Raw genomic sequence first — 18,432 nt, forward strand, 5'->3', positions numbered from 1 at the left:
ATTTGGCCGCCATATCAAAGAGACGGCCGAAGTTTATACAACCTTTTAAAACGGAAACTCTTAAAGCAAAGCGCTTTAGCTCGCGCTTTTTGTCCATCTCACCCTTTGCGATCGTGGTATTGGATAACGTTAACTTTTAATAGTTACTTATCGTATCCAGGGAAGCGACGCTCAACGCGACGTTTAATACCTGGCCATGCAAGTGAACCACCCGCTTGCCTAGTAACTTGCTCGGCTTGAGCACGAATTCCCTCTAGAATTGCCGAGTGAATTGGAATCAACGGCTTACCTGTGGCCTGCGCTTTAAGCTGAATTTCACAGGCGCGCTGCATGATAAACATAAACAAAAATGCATCGGGAATATTGTCTGCACAGGTTAAGAGCCCGTGATTGCGCAAAATCATAAATTGGGTATCGCCTAGGTCGCGAACCAGCCGCGCTTTTTCTTCTGGATTTAACGCCACCCCTTCATAGGCATGATAAGAAAGGGACGCTAGTGGAAAAAGGGACTGCTGCGAGTAAGGCTGCAACCCTTCTTCTAAAATAGATACCGCCACGCCTTCTGCTGTATGCAAATGCAACACGCATTTGGCATCATCACGTGCTTCATGAACAGCGCTGTGAATAGTAAAACCCGCAGGGTTAATATCGTACTCGCTTTCCATCACCTTATTGCCGTTAAGGTCAACTTTTACTAGGCTGGATGCCGTAACTTCATCAAACATTAAACCGTATGGGTTAATTAAAAAATGATGTTCAGGCCCAGGAACACGGGCAGAAATGTGAGTGAAAATAAGGTCGTCCCAACCATACATAGCAACTGCGCGGTAACACGCGGCAAGGTCAACACGGGTTTGCCATTCTTCACTGCTAACTTTCGACTTTACTGAATCTGTCATAGCTTTACTCTTTTTATATCTAAAATGATTCCATTGAGATTTGTCGATTTAGGCTTGTCAGCCCTTTTCTGAAGGCTCCTCACCTTAAGCGATTCAATGAAACTTCCATTTACTTTCTCTTACCGCCTACATTACGCGCAGTAATTGCTATACACTGTCGGATATACGACATTGTAAGAAATTTGTTAAATGGAAAAATTTAAACCTGTTCTGACTAGCTCTACGTGGTTTAGCGAGATGCCGCCCTATTTACAGGAAGCCATGTTCGTAAAGATGCGCCTTAAGCATTTAAAAGCAGGGCAACAACTGCATGCCAAAGGTGAAGACGGTGTAGGTTTTTATGGTGTGTGCGAAGGCCGTTTAAGAGTTGTTACGGTAGGTGTAGATGGCCGCGAAATGCTATTCGCGTTACTTGGGCCCGGCACCTGGTTTGGTGAAATATCAATGTTTGACGACCTCCCCCGTACTCACGACAACTTCTGTGAGACAAACTCCGTCGTTGCTATAATTCAAAAAAACGCGTTTAAGGCATTACTTGAACAGTATCCAGAATTGTATCCTCATTTTACTCGCCTTCTATGCACGCGTGTGCGCAGTGCGTTTCAGTTTATCGACTCAAGTGCGGGGCTTAGCCTTAAGCATCAGCTGGTAAAAAGGCTATTGATGCTTACCACCAGCTATGGTCAGCATTTACCTAAAAACAACGCGATTACACTTACCCTATCGCAGGAGTCTTTGGCGCAAATGATAAATAGTAGTAGGCAAACGGTTAATCAGCTTTTAGGCGAGCTTGAAAGTGAAGGCTTGCTGAAACGGCATTATGGAAAGATCACTATTCCCGAGCCAGATACTTTGTTTAGTCGTTACCAGTTTATTTGACCGAAATTTGTAGCTGAACTTCACTCGGTTCTAGAAAAAAATATTACCGGACCAATTATCCTTGTAGGCCATTCATTTGGAGGTGTAAACATGCAACGCTATGCCCTCACCTATCTCGAATATATAGCCGCTTTGGTGTTGGTAGACTCCGCCCATGAAGATCAGATAGATAAGATGCCTCAAACGAATTCTCTTCAACTATCCAACTCACAGAAAAAATGCTCCGTACATAAGGGAAAACCCCTACTTAGTATTACTTATTATTAATGTTTAATAAATTATACTTTATGATAACATCTCGTTAACAGGTATTTAGCAAGCTGCAATTACCTGAATTAAATAAACGACTTTTCTTAAGGTTAAGTTAGCTATCGAAGGTCTTGAACTGTAACGGAGAATTTATGATAAAAAGCAACCATGCAGAACAAGTAGACACGATTACCTCCTCACAGAAACATGATCAATCCGATAGTGGTGACGAACACATTGTCGAGGCAGAAAACACCGGACGAAGAAAGTTTATTGGTTACATGCTCAAGGGCTCGAGTTTTGCCGTTGCGTTACATATAACCGGCGGTGCTCTTCGCCCTCAGGGTGCCAACGCCCAGTTGTTAGGAATACCTGAGCTTGCAGATGAACTGGATTTAACAGACCTGCTGCTCATCTCCGGTGACCCTTTCTACTACGATTATTTAATTAAGATAACGAGTGATAACCGCGTCCGTTTTGAGCTTCCACGAATGGAAGTGGGGCAAGGTATATTAACCGCTGCAATGATGATTCTTGCCGAAGAGCTGGACGTTGAAATGTCCTCCATTGATGCGACTTTATCTCCGGCAGAAATCAGACGAGCGACTGGTCAAATTACAGGGGGCTCTCACGCCATAACCTCTCTTTGGGATCCGCTGCGTAAAGTCGCAGCAGCCCTGTTACATAAGATAAAATTGTCAGCCGCAGTGCATTTCGGGCTTTCTGTGAACGACATTAGTACAGAAAATGGCTATGCGATTGGTAACGATGGCAGCCGTATTGCTTACTCTGCGCTTACCGCAGGTGTTGAAGGACGCAACGATGCCGCTCGATTGGCACAGCCTAAAGATCCGTCACAATACAAAATTATCGGTACGCAGCAAAAGCGGGTTGACGCGCACGATATCGTTACCGGCAAACTAGATTTCGCGATGGATCTAGACGTAGTACCAGATGCGATGCCCACTGTAGTCGCTAGGCCACCCAGCTTAGGTGGTCGCGTGATCACGTTTGACGATTCTGAGGCAATAGGCCTGCCCGGTGTCCTTGCCATCAGAGAAGTTCCGCTGGATGTTGATGCAAATTCCTCTGGCGTGGCAGTTGTTGCGCGTTCCTTTGGCGAAGCATTTCGTGCGCGTGATGCTCTTAATATTTCATGGAGTGTGGGTGCTGCCGAACATCTATCTGACGCCGAGGTCATTGAGCAGTTACGTGCGATAAACCTGCCAACCTTACCTAATATTCCTCTGGCTACCGATTCGGTTGGCGGCGAGTTCATCTTTCCTTATTTGGCACATGCCCCTATGGAAACCATGACAGCAGTTGCCGATGCAACCGGCTCAAAGATCAGGGTATGGACTGGCGCCAAGACGCCACTTGCAGCACAAGCCAAAATTGCGCGCGAACTTGGAGTTTTACCCACTGACGTCGAGGTGAATGTAATTCAGAGCGGCGGCTCATTTGGCCGTCGCTTATTTTTTGATGCAGCAGTTGAAGGCGCGCGTATTTCACAAATGGTAAACCGCCCCATCAAACTTATGTTTACTCGACAGGACGACACAAAGTTTGGCCGCGCACGACCGCTCAGCTTGCATAACGTAAAAGCGACCTACACTAGAGGTTTTTTAATTGGCAAAAAAGTGTTGTCGTTTGACCATCGCGCTGCGACCGCTGAATTGGATCTCGAACATGGATTTGGCGAAGGTATTACTGCATTGGGAGGAGAATTAGCTCCCGCTGCTTTCAGCCAGACAGTCTGGCACTCAACGCAACTAGTGCAATATAAGTTTGGTGTAACTTCCTTGCTGCTAAACGAAAAAAAATTCGTTGTGCCAACCTCCTCTTGGCGCGGCATCTACTCCGGCACAGCTGCCGTCGCAAACGAGATAGTTGTTGACGAATTGGCACGCGCAATGAACAAGGACGAATGCCAGTTCAGATTACAAATGCTGGATGATGAGCGATCCAAAGCTGTTCTGCGGAAAGTTTCTCAAGAGGGCAATTGGGGAAGGAGAATGAAAAAAGGACGTGCCCAGGGCCTCGGGTTGCATAAAGAGTATAAGTCTCGAGCTGCCGTGCTTGTTGAATTACAAACGTTCAAAGATCCGGAGAAAGAATGTAAAGTCACCAAGATTGTTGTCGCGCTGGATGTGAACCGAGTATTGAATCCAACCGGCCTTGAGGCGCAAGTTATCGGTGCGGCAACCGATGCCATTACCTACATGATCCGCACCAGTTTACACCTCGACAATGGCGCCATACGCGAGAGCAGTTACGGCGATTTTGAAATTGCTCGAATGCGCAACACGCCACCGGATATTGAAGTGCATTTTATGCCGCCTAACGGAGAAACACCGGGAGGTGCAGGCGAGTTGGTAGTTCCTGCAGCGGCAGCGGCGATAGCCAACGCATTTGCCAGGGCGACGGGCATTGCACCACGTCGTTTTCCACTTCGTGACTTCTATCCAGAGGGTTAATTCATGCCACAAATTACATTTAATGTTAACAATAACCCGGTTTCTATCGACGCTGAAAACGACGATGAGCTCCTGTATCTCTTGCGTGATCGACTTGGTATTACTGGCCCAAAATATGGTTGCGGTGTTGGCGTGTGTGGCGCTTGCACTATCTTTAAAGACGGTGAGCTAGTCCGCCCATGCATTGTTCCGATGGAAGACGTGGAAGGTGCATCGCTAACCACTATCGAAGGGCTTGCGGTCGATGACATTCTGCATCCGGTGCAAGAAGCATGGATAAACGAAGATGTCGCTCAGTGTGGGTTTTGTCAGGCGGGACAAATTTTAACCGCCGTCAAACTCTTGGAGTCTAATCCCAATCCCAACGATGATGACATTGATGAAGCTATGAGCGACAATATCTGTCGCTGTGGTACCTACCATAGGATTCGAAAAGCCATTAAACATGCTGCAGCTTTGATTCAGCAGACGACATAAGAGGCTAATTTATGGAAAAACGGGTTGGGCTGAAAAGAACACCTTAATTTGTATAAGCTTAGATCTAATCTGAGTATTTCGCCTGTAGGGTTGGTCGTCTTGTAGACTGCTTAAAGCGAATTGCAGGTATTCCACCTGCTTTTAATTGGAGGGTTGCTTCACGTACACAGGGGCCTCACAAGCCTTTTAAGTCAAACAGCAAACACACCTTACACAAATGCTCGATAACGCGTGAGCTAAAATTAGAAACGAAGTAACATAGCCCATGTATAAGATCCTCAACGCTCAGAACAAGCGGCTAAAGTGCACTATTAGAATTTTCCAAGCGTTTTCCCTAAAAATATAAATAAAGCGCCGCCAACGAGAAGGCTTATAGATAATACTAATCCATTTAATAAAACTCTATTAAGGCCTAGCGCTTGAACATTTGTAAATTCGTAAGGGTAAAATTCTGTCCATTTCCCATGAGACATTGTGTACGCGGCATAAGTCAGCGGAAAAATGAGCCAATAGCCTAAGTCAGCGTATTGAAGCAGCGTTTTTTCTACAAAGAAAAACCAGTACGCAAGTGTGATTACGGGTGTAACGGCATGGACTAATAGATCTGATATACGTTCAAACAATGAAAGTTTAAGCCATCCATAGATAAGGTAGTTAGCAATACCAACTGTAACTATATAAAAAGTAATTGCAGTAGATACATTAGGATTTTTAGCAAACTGAGCAACTGAATGCTCAGGCCAAAAAGTCAAAGCCGCGAACCAAATTAGGACAAGAAGGTTCGATAGCGTTGTGTAATAACTAAAATATTTCCAGACTACAACGCCTATGCTGTCGCTGCCTCGTTTCCTAATTTCTCTTATAAGGCTAATTATTAGTGCCAATGCTGTAATTAAAAAAAGAACAAAATCCATTTAAAGTCCTTTCGAAGAATGAAGGTTCTACCAAATAAATAGGGCTCAAGTATTAAACTAATCGACCTCTAAAAAAAGGAAAACTGCTTTTTTAGACCAACTGATACTAAATTAATCCGTTATAAATTTAGTATAGTTTGCAAATGATAGGAAATAGCAACCCAGTCAAAGTGAAAAGAACAAGTGCAAAAGCATTTTCGTCAGTAGGTAGCTAATAGAAAATCTGTTTGCCTACTAATTAAAACAACTTTACTCTAACCTTTTCCTGTGACTAGCTTTTGCTTTTTTGTGCAGTGTATTGACGTTTGCTCTTCGTCGGAAAAAATTGAAAATAAGTGATAACAAGGAATCGTTAAAATGTCTAAATTTGCAGCCCGTCTAGTCATTAGTGTACTGCTATCAATTGGTTTATGCGCCTGCCAACCATCGTTAAAACCTGAAAAGTCTCTTAATAGCCCCTCAAAACAAACCCTAGAATTTGACCGACTATTTGCCCAATTCGATGATATTAATAAACCAGGAGCCTCAGTTGCAGTTCTGCAGGATGGAGAGATTATATTTTCAAAAGGTTATGGCAGTGCAAACCTTGAATACGATATACCTGTTACGCCAGAAACTATGTTTCACGTTGCATCTGTATCTAAGCAATTTACCGTATTCGCCATTCTTCTACTGGCTGAAGAAGGTAAGTTAAATTTCGGTGATGACATACGACAATACATTCCAGAAGTGCCGGATTTTGGTCACACCATAACCTTACGACACTTAGCATCACATACAAGCGGCATGCGAGATCAATGGAATTTGTTGCGTATGGCTGGTTGGCGATTAGATGACGTAATCACTACCGAACACGTATTAAAAATAGTAGCGCGACAAAAAGAGCTAAACTTCAAACCGGGAGAAGAGTTTCTTTACTCAAATACCGGGTTCACACTATTAGCAGAGGTTGTTGCACGTGTTAGCGGTAAATCTTTTGCGCAATTCACGCAAGAAAGGCTGTTCACGCCATTGAATATGAGTAACAGTTTGTTTTACGACGACCATCAAAAGATCGTTAGCAATAGGGCCTACTCATACGAGCGTAACGGCAATAGTTACAAAAAAAGCGTGTTGAACTTTTCAAATGTAGGTGCAACCAGTTTATTTACGACCGCAGAAGATTTGCTGAAGTGGTCAGCTAATTTCACCGAACCGACTGTAGGTAGCCCTGCTATAATTAAGCAAATGAATACTCTTGCGTCCTTAAACAATGGAGAAACATTTGGTGGCGCATATGGGCAATTTATTAGTCATTACAAAGGTATCAAATATTTTCAGCATAGCGGCGGAGACGCAGGATTTCGTTCGTATTTAGCTCGATTCCCTAACCAAAATTTAGCAATTGCAATATTGAATAATGGCGCAGATGCAAGGCCATGGGAATTGGCTCTGCAAATGGCTGACAGTTTTTTGGAGAAAGCCCCCCCTCCCCCTCAGAACGCGATTGCTGACGCATTTTTAGAGTCAATTTCACCTAAAGAAAAATCTAATTTTCTTGAGTTAGATGAAGACACACTCAAAGCTTATGTGGGTCACTATTGGTATGAACCAGAAGCGTACTCACGAGAGATATATTTAGAAAACGGTAAACTAATGTATTCAAGAGGCCAAGGTAACGTAAGCGTACTCGCTCCTATCAGCGAAAATACCTTCAAAATGCTGAATGTAGAGGGAGAGATTTATGTTAAGTTTACTGAAAGTGATGAGAAACAATTAATGACAGTGCAAGTAGACAACGTCGATACGTATGTGTCGGTTGGCTATACACCAGTCAAAATAACCAGAACCTGGTTATCACAGTTCGCCGGCAGTTACTTCAGCCCTGAACTTTCTTCCACTTATCACTTTTCACCAGAAAATAAACAGCTGAAAATTTCTCATCACCGTCTACGCGACCATTATATTGCGCCAATCAAAGGTGACTTTTTTAGCTCACAAGTTGGCGATATCCTATTTGAGCGCGATGTTCACGGTGAAGTGAATGGCTTCAGAATATCTAACGGTCGTGTTCGGAACCTTTACTTTAGAAAGTTATAGACGAGAACAATAAAAAAACAACAAAAAAGGGCGGAAACACAAACACTCATGGTGTTCAGGTTTACGCCCTTTTTAGTTTAAAGCTTCTTAAAATGAAGCTAAAAATTTTCTGTTTCTAGCTGCTTTGACTAGCCATTATAACGCTGCATAACCAGCGTTGCGTTAGTGCCGCCAAAGCCAAAGCTATTTGACATCACTGTGTTTAGCGTTGCTTCACGTGCTTCGGTAACAATATCTAAGCCTTGTGCTGCATCGTCCAGCGTGTCGATGTTAATTGATGGCGCGATAAAGTTATTTTCCATCATCAACAAGCTATAGATAGCTTCGTTTACACCCGCTGCACCTAATGCGTGACCTGTCAGTGACTTTGTTGCACTAATAGGTACGCCCGCTTGGCCAAACACTTCTTGAATCGCCGCAAGTTCTTTCACATCGCCTACAGGCGTAGACGTGCCGTGGGTGTTCAAGTAATCGATTGGAGCATCGATATTTTGCATCGCCATCTTCATACAGCGAATTGCGCCTTCACCCGATGGTGCAACCATGTCGAAGCCATCTGATGTAGCACCGTAACCTACTACCTCACCGTAGATTTTTGCGCCGCGCGCTAGTGCGTGTTCAAGTTCTTCAACAACAACCATACCGCCGCCACCAGAACTTACAAAGCCGTCGCGTGCTGCATCATAAGTTCGTGATGCCACAGCAGGATTGTCGTTATATTTAGAACTTAGTGCGCCCATAGCGTCGAACTGGCTTGATAGTGACCAATGTAGCTCTTCACCGCCACCGGCAAATACTACGTCTTGCTTACCAAGCTGAATAAGCTCTAGCGCGTTACCTATACAGTGGGCACTGGTTGCACATGCAGAGGCAATTGAATAGTTCACGCCGCGAATTTTAAACGGTGTCGCTAAGCAAGCTGATACCGTAGATGCCATACAGCGAGGAACCATGTAGGGCCCAACACGCTTAACGCCTTTTTCGCGAAGAATATCAGCAGAAAGCACTTGGTTTTCAGAAGATGCGCCACCTGAGCCTGCGATAATACCTGTGCGCTCGTTTGAAATGTCGCTTTCTTCTAAACCAGAGTCTGCAATGGCTTGTTGCATCGCTACGTACGCGTAGCCTGCCGCATCGCCCATAAAGCGCATAGCTTTGCGGTCGATGTGCTCTTTCAAATCGATGTCGATGTCGCCCCAAACTTGGCTGCGAAGGCCCATTTCGGCGAACTGTTCTGAAAATGTAATTCCAGACTTACCCGCTTTTAGTGAAGCAAGTACGTCTTCTTTATTTACGCCGATGCTTGATACGATACCAAGACCGGTGATAACTGCTCTTCTCATAGTTTACCCTTTGCGTTGTTGCGGCTTATGGTAACGATTTTGAATGGTAAAGTGGTCTGCTCTGCCAATTGCCATACTCGAACTAGCTATACTTAAGCGTTACAGTACCTGTTTCAATGCTGTGCATATTGGTACAAACAGGTTACTTGACCACTTCTCTTCTCTTTCGTTGTTACCGTCTGCGGCTACGTAGTTTTTTATTTTAATAAGTCCAATGTAGCACGAATGCACAGGGTCATGACTAGCGTTAATTTATACCTTCACAAAACCTTCAAAATAGCTTGAACATAAACTTTTGCGGTTTCTTTTATTCACTAAATTGGGCTCTAAGTTTGTTCTTAAATATTTTACCCGTATCTTCTCTGGGCAGAGCTTCGAGTATTTGCAACGTTTTAGGCCACTTGAACCGCGCTAGTTTGCCATCTAAATACCCGTGTAGCGCATCAATCGAAAGCGTATTGCCGGGTAGGCATTGAATAGCCACCACGACTTTTTCGCCATACTCAGCATCAGGCACACCGAATACCGCGCAGTCTGCAACCTCAGGGATTTCTATGATGACGCTCTCTATTTCAGCAGGAAATATATTGGCGCCACCTGAGATGATCATGTCTTTTTTTCTATCGCAAATGTATAAGTAACCATCTTCGTCCACATAACCCATATCGCCTAATGTTGTGAATTCACCAACATGCAAGTCACTCGGCGCGCCCGTAGTATTGGTATACTTGAATGGCGCGAACATAGAGAGATGCGCGTATATAACGCCAACGTCCCCTACTTCACACGCCTCTTTATTGTCGCTCAGTATTTTAATTGCTGCACCGGGAATGGGCTTGCCCACAGAATTAGGCTTAGCTAATGCCTCTTTAGATGAAATTAAGGTCATGAAGCCCAATTCGCTAGCGCCATAAGACTCATAAAATATTGGCCCAAACCAGTTAATCATTGCTTCTTTCACATCGCTTGGCAGTGCCGACCCTGTTGATAAGGCAAATCGCAAACTTGAAGTGTCGTATTTGCTTCTTATCGACTCGGGCAGTTTAAGTAGCCTCACCATCATGGTGGGAACAATGTAAGCATGAGTCAGTTTAAACCGCTCTATGTCTTGTAAAAATCGTTCCGGGTCGAATTGAGGCTCAATGTATACATCAACATTACCCGCTGCTAAACAGCAGAGCGTAAGCGCATGAGGTGCGCTGTGATAAAGCGGTGCAGAGACAAAAAAGCGGTCACCTCTTGATAATTGCATTAACGCTTCAGAGAGGCCTTTGAATATCAAATAAGGGTCCGGCCGCGTTAGGTCTTCATCGCGCTTGATGCCCTTGGGTTTTCCTGTACTGCCCGACGTGTACGGAAACATGCCCTTGAAGCGTTTCGGCGGTTCATTGTTGCGCTTTGCGATTGGGGCAGCTAATAGCGTATCAAGGCACTGATACTGCTCCCCAGTTTTCGGCTCGGATGCTAACAGTGAATTATCTGTAAGATGATAGCGCTCTAAAATGCTTTCCGGCGTTTTAACCGTATATATCACTGACAAGGTAGGAACTTGTAATAAAGTTTGGCGGTCATTCTCCCCCTTTAATAAATCACGATGAGCGAACAGCACTTTAGCGCTGCAGTCGTCTAAAATAGGCAAAAGTTCTGCAACTGGGCTGTGCCAATTAAGCAAAACATAACGCGAACCCACATATCGGCATGCCTCTACTATTTCGAATATATCGACGTGGTTTCGCATAAAAATAGCTACCACATCGTTTTCTTTTACATCTTGCTCAGCAAGTGCATACGCGATGATACGTGCACGCTCATCCATTTCATCTCTTGTGCGTTTGCAAATGCTCTTGCCACATTGGTGAAACACGCCCGCCATATCTTCTCCCTGAACTATCTTCAATAGACGTACAGCTAAATTTAACAAATTATTTACAACAACAATTAAATAAACGTATTGTTTTTACTGATAGATTGTTATTTGCAGAAGCAATAAAAAAAGAAGAGTTTTAAGCAGGTACAAACTTTTGCGGAAAAACAAAAAGGTGACAGGTAGAATACGCGGCCAAACGTTCGAAATTTAGATAAAACTGAAGATTGCTGTGTTATTAAAAAAGCCAAGAACCATTGCTCTACACATTTTCCAAAGTGCGATACCCCGACTTTCTTTCGTGGTGGCAGCCTTTATCATTGCTTCTGCAGCGACTGTCTCAGCAGCAGCTTCGACTATTAGGCTCCCCGCGCTACCAGAGCCAGTGTCAAACAATGCCGTAGCTTCTGTCACCATAAACAACACACAATATGTATTTAGTTTTATGGGGCTGGGCAAAGGAAAAACTCATAAAGACGTGCACAACCGTGCTTGGCAGCTCGTTATTAACAACAAAGATAAACCTTTGCAGTGGCAGGCCCTTTCCCCCGTTCCATCCAGCCTTGCGCTAAAAGGCCGCTTGGCATCAGTAGCAGTGGGCGTAAAAGACAGCGTTTACATTTTTGGCGGTTACACGGTTGATGAAGACCATAATGAAATTAGCACCCCAGATGTTTATAAATTCTCGCCTGTAACTGGGGAATATACGCTATTGGCGCCTATGCCTGTACCTGTTGATGATGCAACTGCACTGGTTTACCAAGACCGCTACGTTTACTTAGTTTCAGGCTGGCACAACGATGGCAACGTAAATCTTGTACAAATCTACGATACGCAAACCGAGCAATGGCAACAGGCAAGCCCTTTTCTTGGCAAACCGGTATTTGGTCAAGCTGGAGGCATCGTTAATAACACCATGGTAATTTGTGACGGCGTATCAGTAACACCGCACAGTGATAAACGCCGTAGCTTTGCTGCAGAAACCGCCTGTTTCAAAGGCGTAATTGATAAGAAAAACCCTTTAAAGGTTGATTGGCGTAAACTTGACCATCCAACAGGTACTGCGCGCTATCGCATGGCCGCAGCGGGCGATGAGGCCACCAATAAAATCTATTTTGTAGGCGGCTCGGCTAACCCGTACAACTACGATGGCATTGGCTATAACGGCGAGCCTTCAACTGCAGATGACGCCATTTGGGCCTTTGATATTGCAAAAGAAACGTGGGGTATATCGAAAACAGAAGCTGAAGCGCCCACCATGGATCATCGCGGATTAATTAACGTTAACGGTTCTTGGGTCACTATTGGCGGTATGCTTGGCGCGCAGCGCGTGACCAGTAAAGTCACCACGCATTTTTCAGCACTCGCAGAGGCGTCTTGTTCACCAGCGCAACAAACTAGCTCTAACGTTTCAAGCCAATCATCGGATGGGCAAGCTGATGAACGAGTAAAAACAGCCCCCAAACTAGAGTGCCAGCACCAAAACAATATAAGCGGAGAAAAATAAACAGTGAAATCTAAGCATGCACAGGTTCATTTTAATGAGAGCGGTACACCTGTCGCCGACCATTTTGACGACGTTTATTTTTCTAACGACAGCGGAATTGATGAAACCCAACACGTTTTTGTTGCTGGCAACGACCTTGCTGAACGCTGGCAACAGTGGCGCAACCCAACTTTTGTCATTGCCGAAACAGGTTTCGGGACTGGGCTTAATTTCTTAGTTGCTATGCGTGCTTTTAACGAATTTAAAGCAGCGAACCCGAATCATCCACTTAAGCACCTGTACTTTATTACCACGGAAAAGTTTCCACTGCCTCAACAGGATATGCAGCGTGCACTAGAAGCTTTCCCTGCCCTTAAAGACGAAGCGCAAGCACTCGCTGCACTTTACCCTATGGGACTTGAAGGTTGTCATCGCTTACATTTCGATAAGCACTCAACCACGCTCGACCTGTGGATTGGTGATGTTCACGAGCTTTTACCTCAATGGCATTCCCCTGCAAATGGACTAATCGATGCCTGGTTTTTAGATGGTTTCGCACCAAGCAAAAACCCGGACATGTGGACCGACGCTCTGTTTAGCCAAATGGCTCGCTTATCAAAAACCGGCACAACCTTTGGCACATTTACCGCCGCAGGCATAGTAAAGCGTGGGCTAACTGGTGTGGGTTTTAGCATTAAAAAACGCAACGGCTTTGGCCGTAAGCGTGACATGCTGACCGGCGTTTTTAACCAAGACAACGAAAATGTGCAGCATAAACTTCGCCTGCCTGCTGGCCCCTATTACAGGTACGCTAACGGCAGTTTAGATAAAACAAGTAAAGTAGCAGTAGTAGGATCCGGCCTTGCTGCAGCCACTGCGTGCCTTGCGTTAGTGAAGCGCGGTATTAACACCACCTTGTATTTCGATGGGGACACTCTTGCAAGCGGCGCGTCCGGAAACCCGCAAGGCGGCTTTTACCCGCAGCTTCATAGCGAAGCAAGTATTGCCAGCCGCATTCAGGCGCACAGTTTTTTGTTTGCTAGACAAGCCTACGATCACACTATTGAACATGCAAAAGCCTGTGGCCTAGCCGACGTTGCCCATGATTTTTGTGGCGTTATTCAATTAAGCTTTAACGACAAGGTAGCGGAACGCCAAAATAAACTGGCAGCAGCCGACGTATGGCCTGAAGCTTTAATTAAACCCGTGGACAGCAAAGAAGTGAGCGATATCGCTAACCTAGCTCTTCCCTACTCTGGCTTGTACATTGGCTTGGGCGGATGGCTTTCTCCTCCACAGCTAGTTACTGCCCTTATTGAAGAAGCATTGCAAAGTGGCAAACTCGAGTTGAAACCCAATCATATCTACGTATCCCATAAAGCGATTGAGGGAACGCTGCACAACGAAGACAGTGGCGCTTCAACCGGTACTCTTGATGCGGATGATGTGGATACAGCTAAAGGTGGCAGCGTTAACGGGTCAGCAACACAGAAAGTGCAAATTTGTTTTAACCTTGGTGAGCCTGAGAAATGTGCTAAGGGTGATCTTGATAGCAACACTTTCGATAGCGACTTATCGCAAGAAAACGTTACTGCCGATCACCTTATCCTTGCCCTTGGCGCAGGTGCGGTAAACGCTAGCGATTTTGACAGCCTGTCCCTTCGCCCTGTTCGTGGTCAGGTTGAAGCCATCCCCACCCAAATGCCAATTGAACAGCTCAAAACGGTATTGTGTCACAAAGGCTATATGACGCCTGCGCTCGACGACAGACACGCACTTGGCTCAACCTATGTGAAAAACGACTTAAGTAGCGATGTGCGAAGCGAAGAAACTGAAACAAACCTTGCCACACATGAACAGGCGCTGGCAAATACCGACATCGTGCAGGCATTACAACACGACGGCCAAGCAAGAGCGGCAACGCGCTTAGGTTCGCCCGACCACCAGCCTGTAGTCGGTGTACTGCATGATTTTAATGCGTTGAAAAAACACTACGATATGCTAGGCGTGGGCAAGCCGTTAACCAGCGCGCCTGTGTTGCCTGAAAGTGTAGTGTCCACCCTTACTTGCTTAGGGTCACGAGGGTTAACTACAGCGCCCTTAATGGCAGAGGTTTTGGTAAGCAGCCTATGTAAGGAGCCGCTACCTTTAAGCAATGATCTGCTTAATGCTGTAAACACCAGCCGCTTTATGACTCGCGAAGCGATTAGAAGTCAGGGTTAATAAACCAGGAGGCCTTTGTGAAAATTCTACTGTGCAGGACACAAAAGGCCGGATGTTTAGAGGTTTGAAAGCGAACATGAAATGAGTTCGCTTTGAAAAAACAGAGCGCAATGGAACTAAATGGCTAGTTTACGCTAGCCACTTTATTTAAATCCATCACGATAAACGCAGGAATGTATACGTTGGCGCTTGCCACCACTTGTTTATTTTCCAACGACACAATACGGGCGTTTACGCGTACGCCTCTGTCATCTTCAATAATGGTGCCGGTTACAACATGGTCCATTTCAACCTGTTTAGCGAGTGCAGTACCATCTCGCGTGAGTACGAAATCGCCCACTGGCGTTACGGTAATGCCACCTGCAAGCTTAAAGTCGACAACAGCTAACCCAAAGTCTTGTAGCTCGGCTATTAGATACTCTGAAAGCTGATTGCCTAACACGGTGCTGTCGCTCAACGACTGATTAAGCCTCACAAAGCTCGCCACACCCACCATATCTTGCTGCGTAAGACGGGTTGCATTGTCCATTAACTCCATCGCAAGCTGCGAAGCGTAATCGTTTAAACGTTTGTGCGTTTGTGAAGGTGAATAGCCATGGTGTAGCGGGTCCTTGTAGCCGGGCTCTACTTCCACGTGCTGTTGATATTGTCTATCGCGAGAATCTGGTGTGTACTCTAACCCTGAGCGGCTTGGTACAGGAACTGGCTCAGCGTGATGCGTAATTTCACCGTCTTCACCTAACCAAAATGAGCCAATAGACTCTGTGCTAGTGCACCCTGTCATACAACCACTTAGCATAAGGCCAACCGCTACCCAGCTATTTTGAACAAGCTTCTTAGTAAACACCATACTGAAACTCCTAGCCGCGACTTAGCTTAACGCCATCGCGCATACCGTTTTGCTGGCTACCGTCACTTGGAATAAGTGCATCTACAACGTAGAACGGCACTAGCATTTGCGCAGTTGCCACCACTGCACGCGACTCCATGCCTAAAATACGGGCGTTAACTAACACGCCACCTTGGTGCTTGGTCATGGTTCCGGTTAACACGTATTCAATAGGCAGGCTGCTGCTCAATTCCAAATAGTCTCGGCTTAATACAAAATCGCCATCGTCAGTAATGCGAATATACTCGGTGGCTTTGAAGTCGATAACCGGCACGCGGAATTTATGCAGTTCGTGAACAAAAGATTCCGCCATCTGACGGCCAAGCAAATCTGTTTTCTGCAAGTCAGTATCTAGCAGTGCGAAATGGGTTACACCAATAGGTGTCTTGTTATTCACGTATTCCATATTGGCAATTAAGTCTTGCGCCATGTTCTTCACATAGTCGCCAATATGCTTGGTTAGAGGTCGACCTTTATACGCGCCCTGTACGCTCGAATACAAAGGAGGTTGACCGATAGCGCCATACGCGTCCATAGCCTGAGACTGGGTATCACTGGTATTTTCAACTGGCTTCGTAGGAGCGCGGTCGGCGGCAGTAATATCAATCACGTTCATGGCCGGGCGCTGAGGCGCTTGTTCTGCTACCTCTTCTTCCCCCATCATCATAGAGCACCCGCTAACGCTTAGCAGTGAAGCACAAAGCGAAAGCGCCGCGTATTGATTTCGTCTTTTCATGGGGTTACCTCGTACCTTCAGTTCTGTATAACTTACCGTTTCTGGTGGTTACTTGTTCTTCGCGCCAAAATAGTTCGGCTGGGAAAAAGCGTGTTGCTGCAGCGACAATGTTTTTATTTCTAGCGTTGATAATTCGAGCGTTAACCACCGCGCCAGACTCTTGATACACAATAGTGCCGGTTATATAAAAATCGACGCGCTCAATGTTGGAAAGCTGGTCGATATCGCGGGTTAATACTCTGTCGCTTTCGTCACTAACAATTATATCGTTCGAAAGCTTAAATTCTTGAGTAGAAAAGCCTCTTTTCGTGGCCTCAGTAATCATTCCCTGTTCAAGTTGATGACCCAACAACATTAGCGGGTGTTGATGGTCAGCACTGTATTTCATAGTATCGGCAGGTACAAAGCCAACTACCGCATAGCGAGACTGACGCGCTGGACCCACATCAGCAAAAAGTTCGTTCGCCAACATATAGGTGTGGTATTCCACATTCCCCAATGCCGATACGTCGCTGGCATCGGTTTGCGCAAATTGACTCTTAGGTTCGTCAGATGAAGAGCAACCAGAGAGTAAGCCCAATATAAGCGCGGTATATGCCAAAGCTTTCGCAACTAAGCGACCATTTTCTGTCAGCAAAGCGTGAGAGACAGGTTTTGTCATACTTTTCATTACACGTGTCCAGTGAAAAACGTCAAATTTCTATCGGAAAGAAGCAAAACTCATCGAAAAACAGTGATCAGCTACTACGCAAACCGACATTTTTAGTGTCTTTAAACAGGCTTTTGCAAAATTCACACCAAAGAGAGGCTACAAGCAGCATTGACCGTTACATTGAAGGTTACATTGAAGAAAAATTGCTGATAACCAAGTGATATAAAGCGCCTAGTTTCAGTAGATGTACCTTCTTCAGCGCTAAAAGAGTTTGATGTTTATAGCCAGAGCGTTCTTAAAAAGCGGAGATGACTTGCCGCCTTAGGACAGAAAGCTGCCGATATTAAATAGGCAATGATCTCAATGCCATGTGATTAAAAAACTTAAGAACTCCCGGGTCTCTCATGCCACGTTAATGACCAGGTAGCTAAATAAACCTGCACATGCCTAGACCTAAACTTTCACCATCACGAGGTTCAAAACCGAACTTAAGATAAAAACTTTCCTTACCATGCGCAGCCAATAAGCCAATCGTTGCGCCAGGTGCGCAGCAAGACTCTAAATGTGCAATCAAGGTGTTCATTATTTTCGATCCCAAACCTTTATTCTGATGTCCTGGATGAATAATGACGTCTTGAATGTAAAAGTACATTGCGCCATCGCCAATCACCCGACCAGAGCCTACAAGGTTGTTGTCGAGGTAAATTGTTGCCCAAAACAACGAGGCATCAATACTCTTTTGAACAACCGATAAACACGGGTTATTCCATCCAATCAATTTTCTTAAACTGGCAAAGTCTTCAGCTGACGGAGGACTTTCTTCAACGGTGTAATTCGTATGCATCATTCGTCATTCCGCCCGCCGTTCTCGCAAAAGCTAGCTACCTAATTCGGTAATATGAAGTAGTTCGCCCGACGGGCCCCATAGATAGAAAACACTTCCCCAACTTTGCTTCTCAATTGAAGATATTTTCGTTTTATGTAACGAGCGCGAGCACAAATCAAAAGCGTCCTGAATGTCTGCTACACATATTTGAAGCATAAAGTTATTCGCCAATTCAGGATTATAGAAGCGCTGAAGAAAGAAGAGACAATCACCATTTTCAAACAGTGTTAGGTCTTCATTTACATATTCTGCATTAAATCCAATCTCAGAATAAAATGCTTTAGAAATGTCGTAGTTTTTGCTTGGAATAAAAGTCTTAATATCTATGACGTCCATATCTTGAGATTTCTCGCATTTCGCTGCTTTAAATTTAAATCGT

General features: G+C 45.0%; 14 protein-coding genes and 2 pseudogenes. 7 read left to right on the forward strand and 9 right to left on the reverse strand.

The window, feature by feature from the left end; translation table 11 throughout:
• Positions 1-143: 143 nt before the first annotated feature.
• The gene (locus ACYX4W_RS15435) at positions 144-899 is read right to left on the reverse strand and encodes a class II aldolase/adducin family protein (protein WP_474806047.1); all 756 of its coding nucleotides are present in this window, start codon (positions 897-899) and stop codon (positions 144-146) included.
• A gap of 189 nt (positions 900-1,088) precedes the next feature.
• Here ACYX4W_RS15435 and ACYX4W_RS15440 point away from each other — a divergent pair, with 189 nt between their 5' ends.
• The 4 genes and pseudogenes from ACYX4W_RS15440 (at position 1,089) to ACYX4W_RS15455 (ending at position 4,981) form a co-directional block, all read left to right on the forward strand.
• Positions 1,089-1,778: a Crp/Fnr family transcriptional regulator gene (locus ACYX4W_RS15440; RefSeq protein ID WP_476073757.1), complete on the forward strand. Its 690-nt coding sequence runs from the start codon at positions 1,089-1,091 to the stop codon at positions 1,776-1,778.
• Between the two features lie 21 nt (positions 1,779-1,799).
• A pseudogene (locus ACYX4W_RS15445) lies at positions 1,800-2,045 on the forward strand (alpha/beta fold hydrolase); the annotation flags it as partial.
• A gap of 134 nt (positions 2,046-2,179) precedes the next feature.
• A complete protein-coding gene (locus tag ACYX4W_RS15450; protein WP_476073758.1) occupies positions 2,180-4,504 on the forward strand; it encodes a molybdopterin cofactor-binding domain-containing protein in 2,325 nt (774 codons plus the stop codon).
• A gap of 3 nt (positions 4,505-4,507) precedes the next feature.
• Positions 4,508-4,981 carry a (2Fe-2S)-binding protein gene (locus ACYX4W_RS15455; protein WP_071951887.1) on the forward strand — a complete coding sequence of 158 codons (474 nt, stop codon included), beginning with the start codon at positions 4,508-4,510 and terminating at the stop codon, positions 4,979-4,981.
• Between the two features lie 311 nt (positions 4,982-5,292).
• On the opposite strand, the gene ACYX4W_RS15460 is transcribed toward ACYX4W_RS15455, so the two are convergent.
• Entirely contained in the window at positions 5,293-5,895 is a 603-nt protein-coding gene (locus ACYX4W_RS15460) for a Pr6Pr family membrane protein (RefSeq protein ID WP_476073759.1), read from the reverse strand.
• A gap of 357 nt (positions 5,896-6,252) precedes the next feature.
• On the opposite strand from ACYX4W_RS15460, the gene ACYX4W_RS15465 reads away from it, so the two are divergent.
• Positions 6,253-7,974 carry a serine hydrolase domain-containing protein gene (locus tag ACYX4W_RS15465; RefSeq protein WP_476073760.1) on the forward strand — a complete coding sequence of 574 codons (1,722 nt, stop codon included), beginning with the start codon at positions 6,253-6,255 and terminating at the stop codon, positions 7,972-7,974.
• A 128-nt stretch (positions 7,975-8,102) separates the two neighbouring features.
• Here the strand turns inward: ACYX4W_RS15465 and fabB are convergent, their stop codons facing one another.
• On the reverse strand, positions 8,103-9,317 hold the full coding sequence (gene fabB, locus ACYX4W_RS15470; protein WP_118493712.1) for a beta-ketoacyl-ACP synthase I: 1,215 nt from the start codon (positions 9,315-9,317) through the stop codon (positions 8,103-8,105).
• Positions 9,318-9,624: 307 nt separating this feature from the next.
• Positions 9,625-11,190, reverse strand: a complete 1,566-nt coding sequence (locus tag ACYX4W_RS15475) for an AMP-binding protein (protein ID WP_476073761.1) — start codon at positions 11,188-11,190, stop codon at positions 9,625-9,627.
• Positions 11,191-11,413: 223 nt separating this feature from the next.
• On the opposite strand from ACYX4W_RS15475, the gene ACYX4W_RS15480 reads away from it, so the two are divergent.
• Positions 11,414-12,688 (forward strand): Kelch repeat-containing protein, encoded by a 1,275-nt coding sequence (locus tag ACYX4W_RS15480; RefSeq protein WP_476073762.1) that lies wholly within the window; start codon positions 11,414-11,416, stop codon positions 12,686-12,688.
• A gap of 3 nt (positions 12,689-12,691) precedes the next feature.
• The gene (gene mnmC1, locus ACYX4W_RS15485) at positions 12,692-14,890 is read left to right on the forward strand and encodes an FAD-dependent 5-carboxymethylaminomethyl-2-thiouridine(34) oxidoreductase MnmC1 (protein ID WP_476073763.1); all 2,199 of its coding nucleotides are present in this window, start codon (positions 12,692-12,694) and stop codon (positions 14,888-14,890) included.
• A 124-nt stretch (positions 14,891-15,014) separates the two neighbouring features.
• Here the strand turns inward: mnmC1 and ACYX4W_RS15490 are convergent, their stop codons facing one another.
• The 5 genes and pseudogenes from ACYX4W_RS15490 to ACYX4W_RS15510 form a co-directional block, all read right to left on the reverse strand.
• Entirely contained in the window at positions 15,015-15,740 is a 726-nt protein-coding gene (locus ACYX4W_RS15490; protein ID WP_476073764.1) for a FlgO family outer membrane protein, read from the reverse strand.
• Positions 15,741-15,750: 10 nt separating this feature from the next.
• A complete protein-coding gene (locus ACYX4W_RS15495) occupies positions 15,751-16,515 on the reverse strand; it encodes a FlgO family outer membrane protein (protein WP_474857077.1) in 765 nt (254 codons plus the stop codon).
• Between the two features lie 4 nt (positions 16,516-16,519).
• Positions 16,520-17,185 carry a FlgO family outer membrane protein gene (locus ACYX4W_RS15500; RefSeq protein WP_476073765.1) on the reverse strand — a complete coding sequence of 222 codons (666 nt, stop codon included), beginning with the start codon at positions 17,183-17,185 and terminating at the stop codon, positions 16,520-16,522.
• Positions 17,186-17,594: 409 nt separating this feature from the next.
• Positions 17,595-18,014 (reverse strand): GNAT family N-acetyltransferase, encoded by a 420-nt coding sequence (locus ACYX4W_RS15505; RefSeq protein ID WP_476073766.1) that lies wholly within the window; start codon positions 18,012-18,014, stop codon positions 17,595-17,597.
• Positions 18,011-18,389 (reverse strand): annotated as a pseudogene (locus tag ACYX4W_RS15510) (VOC family protein). The gene ACYX4W_RS15505 and the pseudogene ACYX4W_RS15510 overlap by 4 nt, the downstream one beginning before the upstream one ends.
• Positions 18,390-18,432: the final 43 nt, after the last annotated feature.

Source organism: Alteromonas sp. ABH4_454 (genome assembly GCF_056311775.1).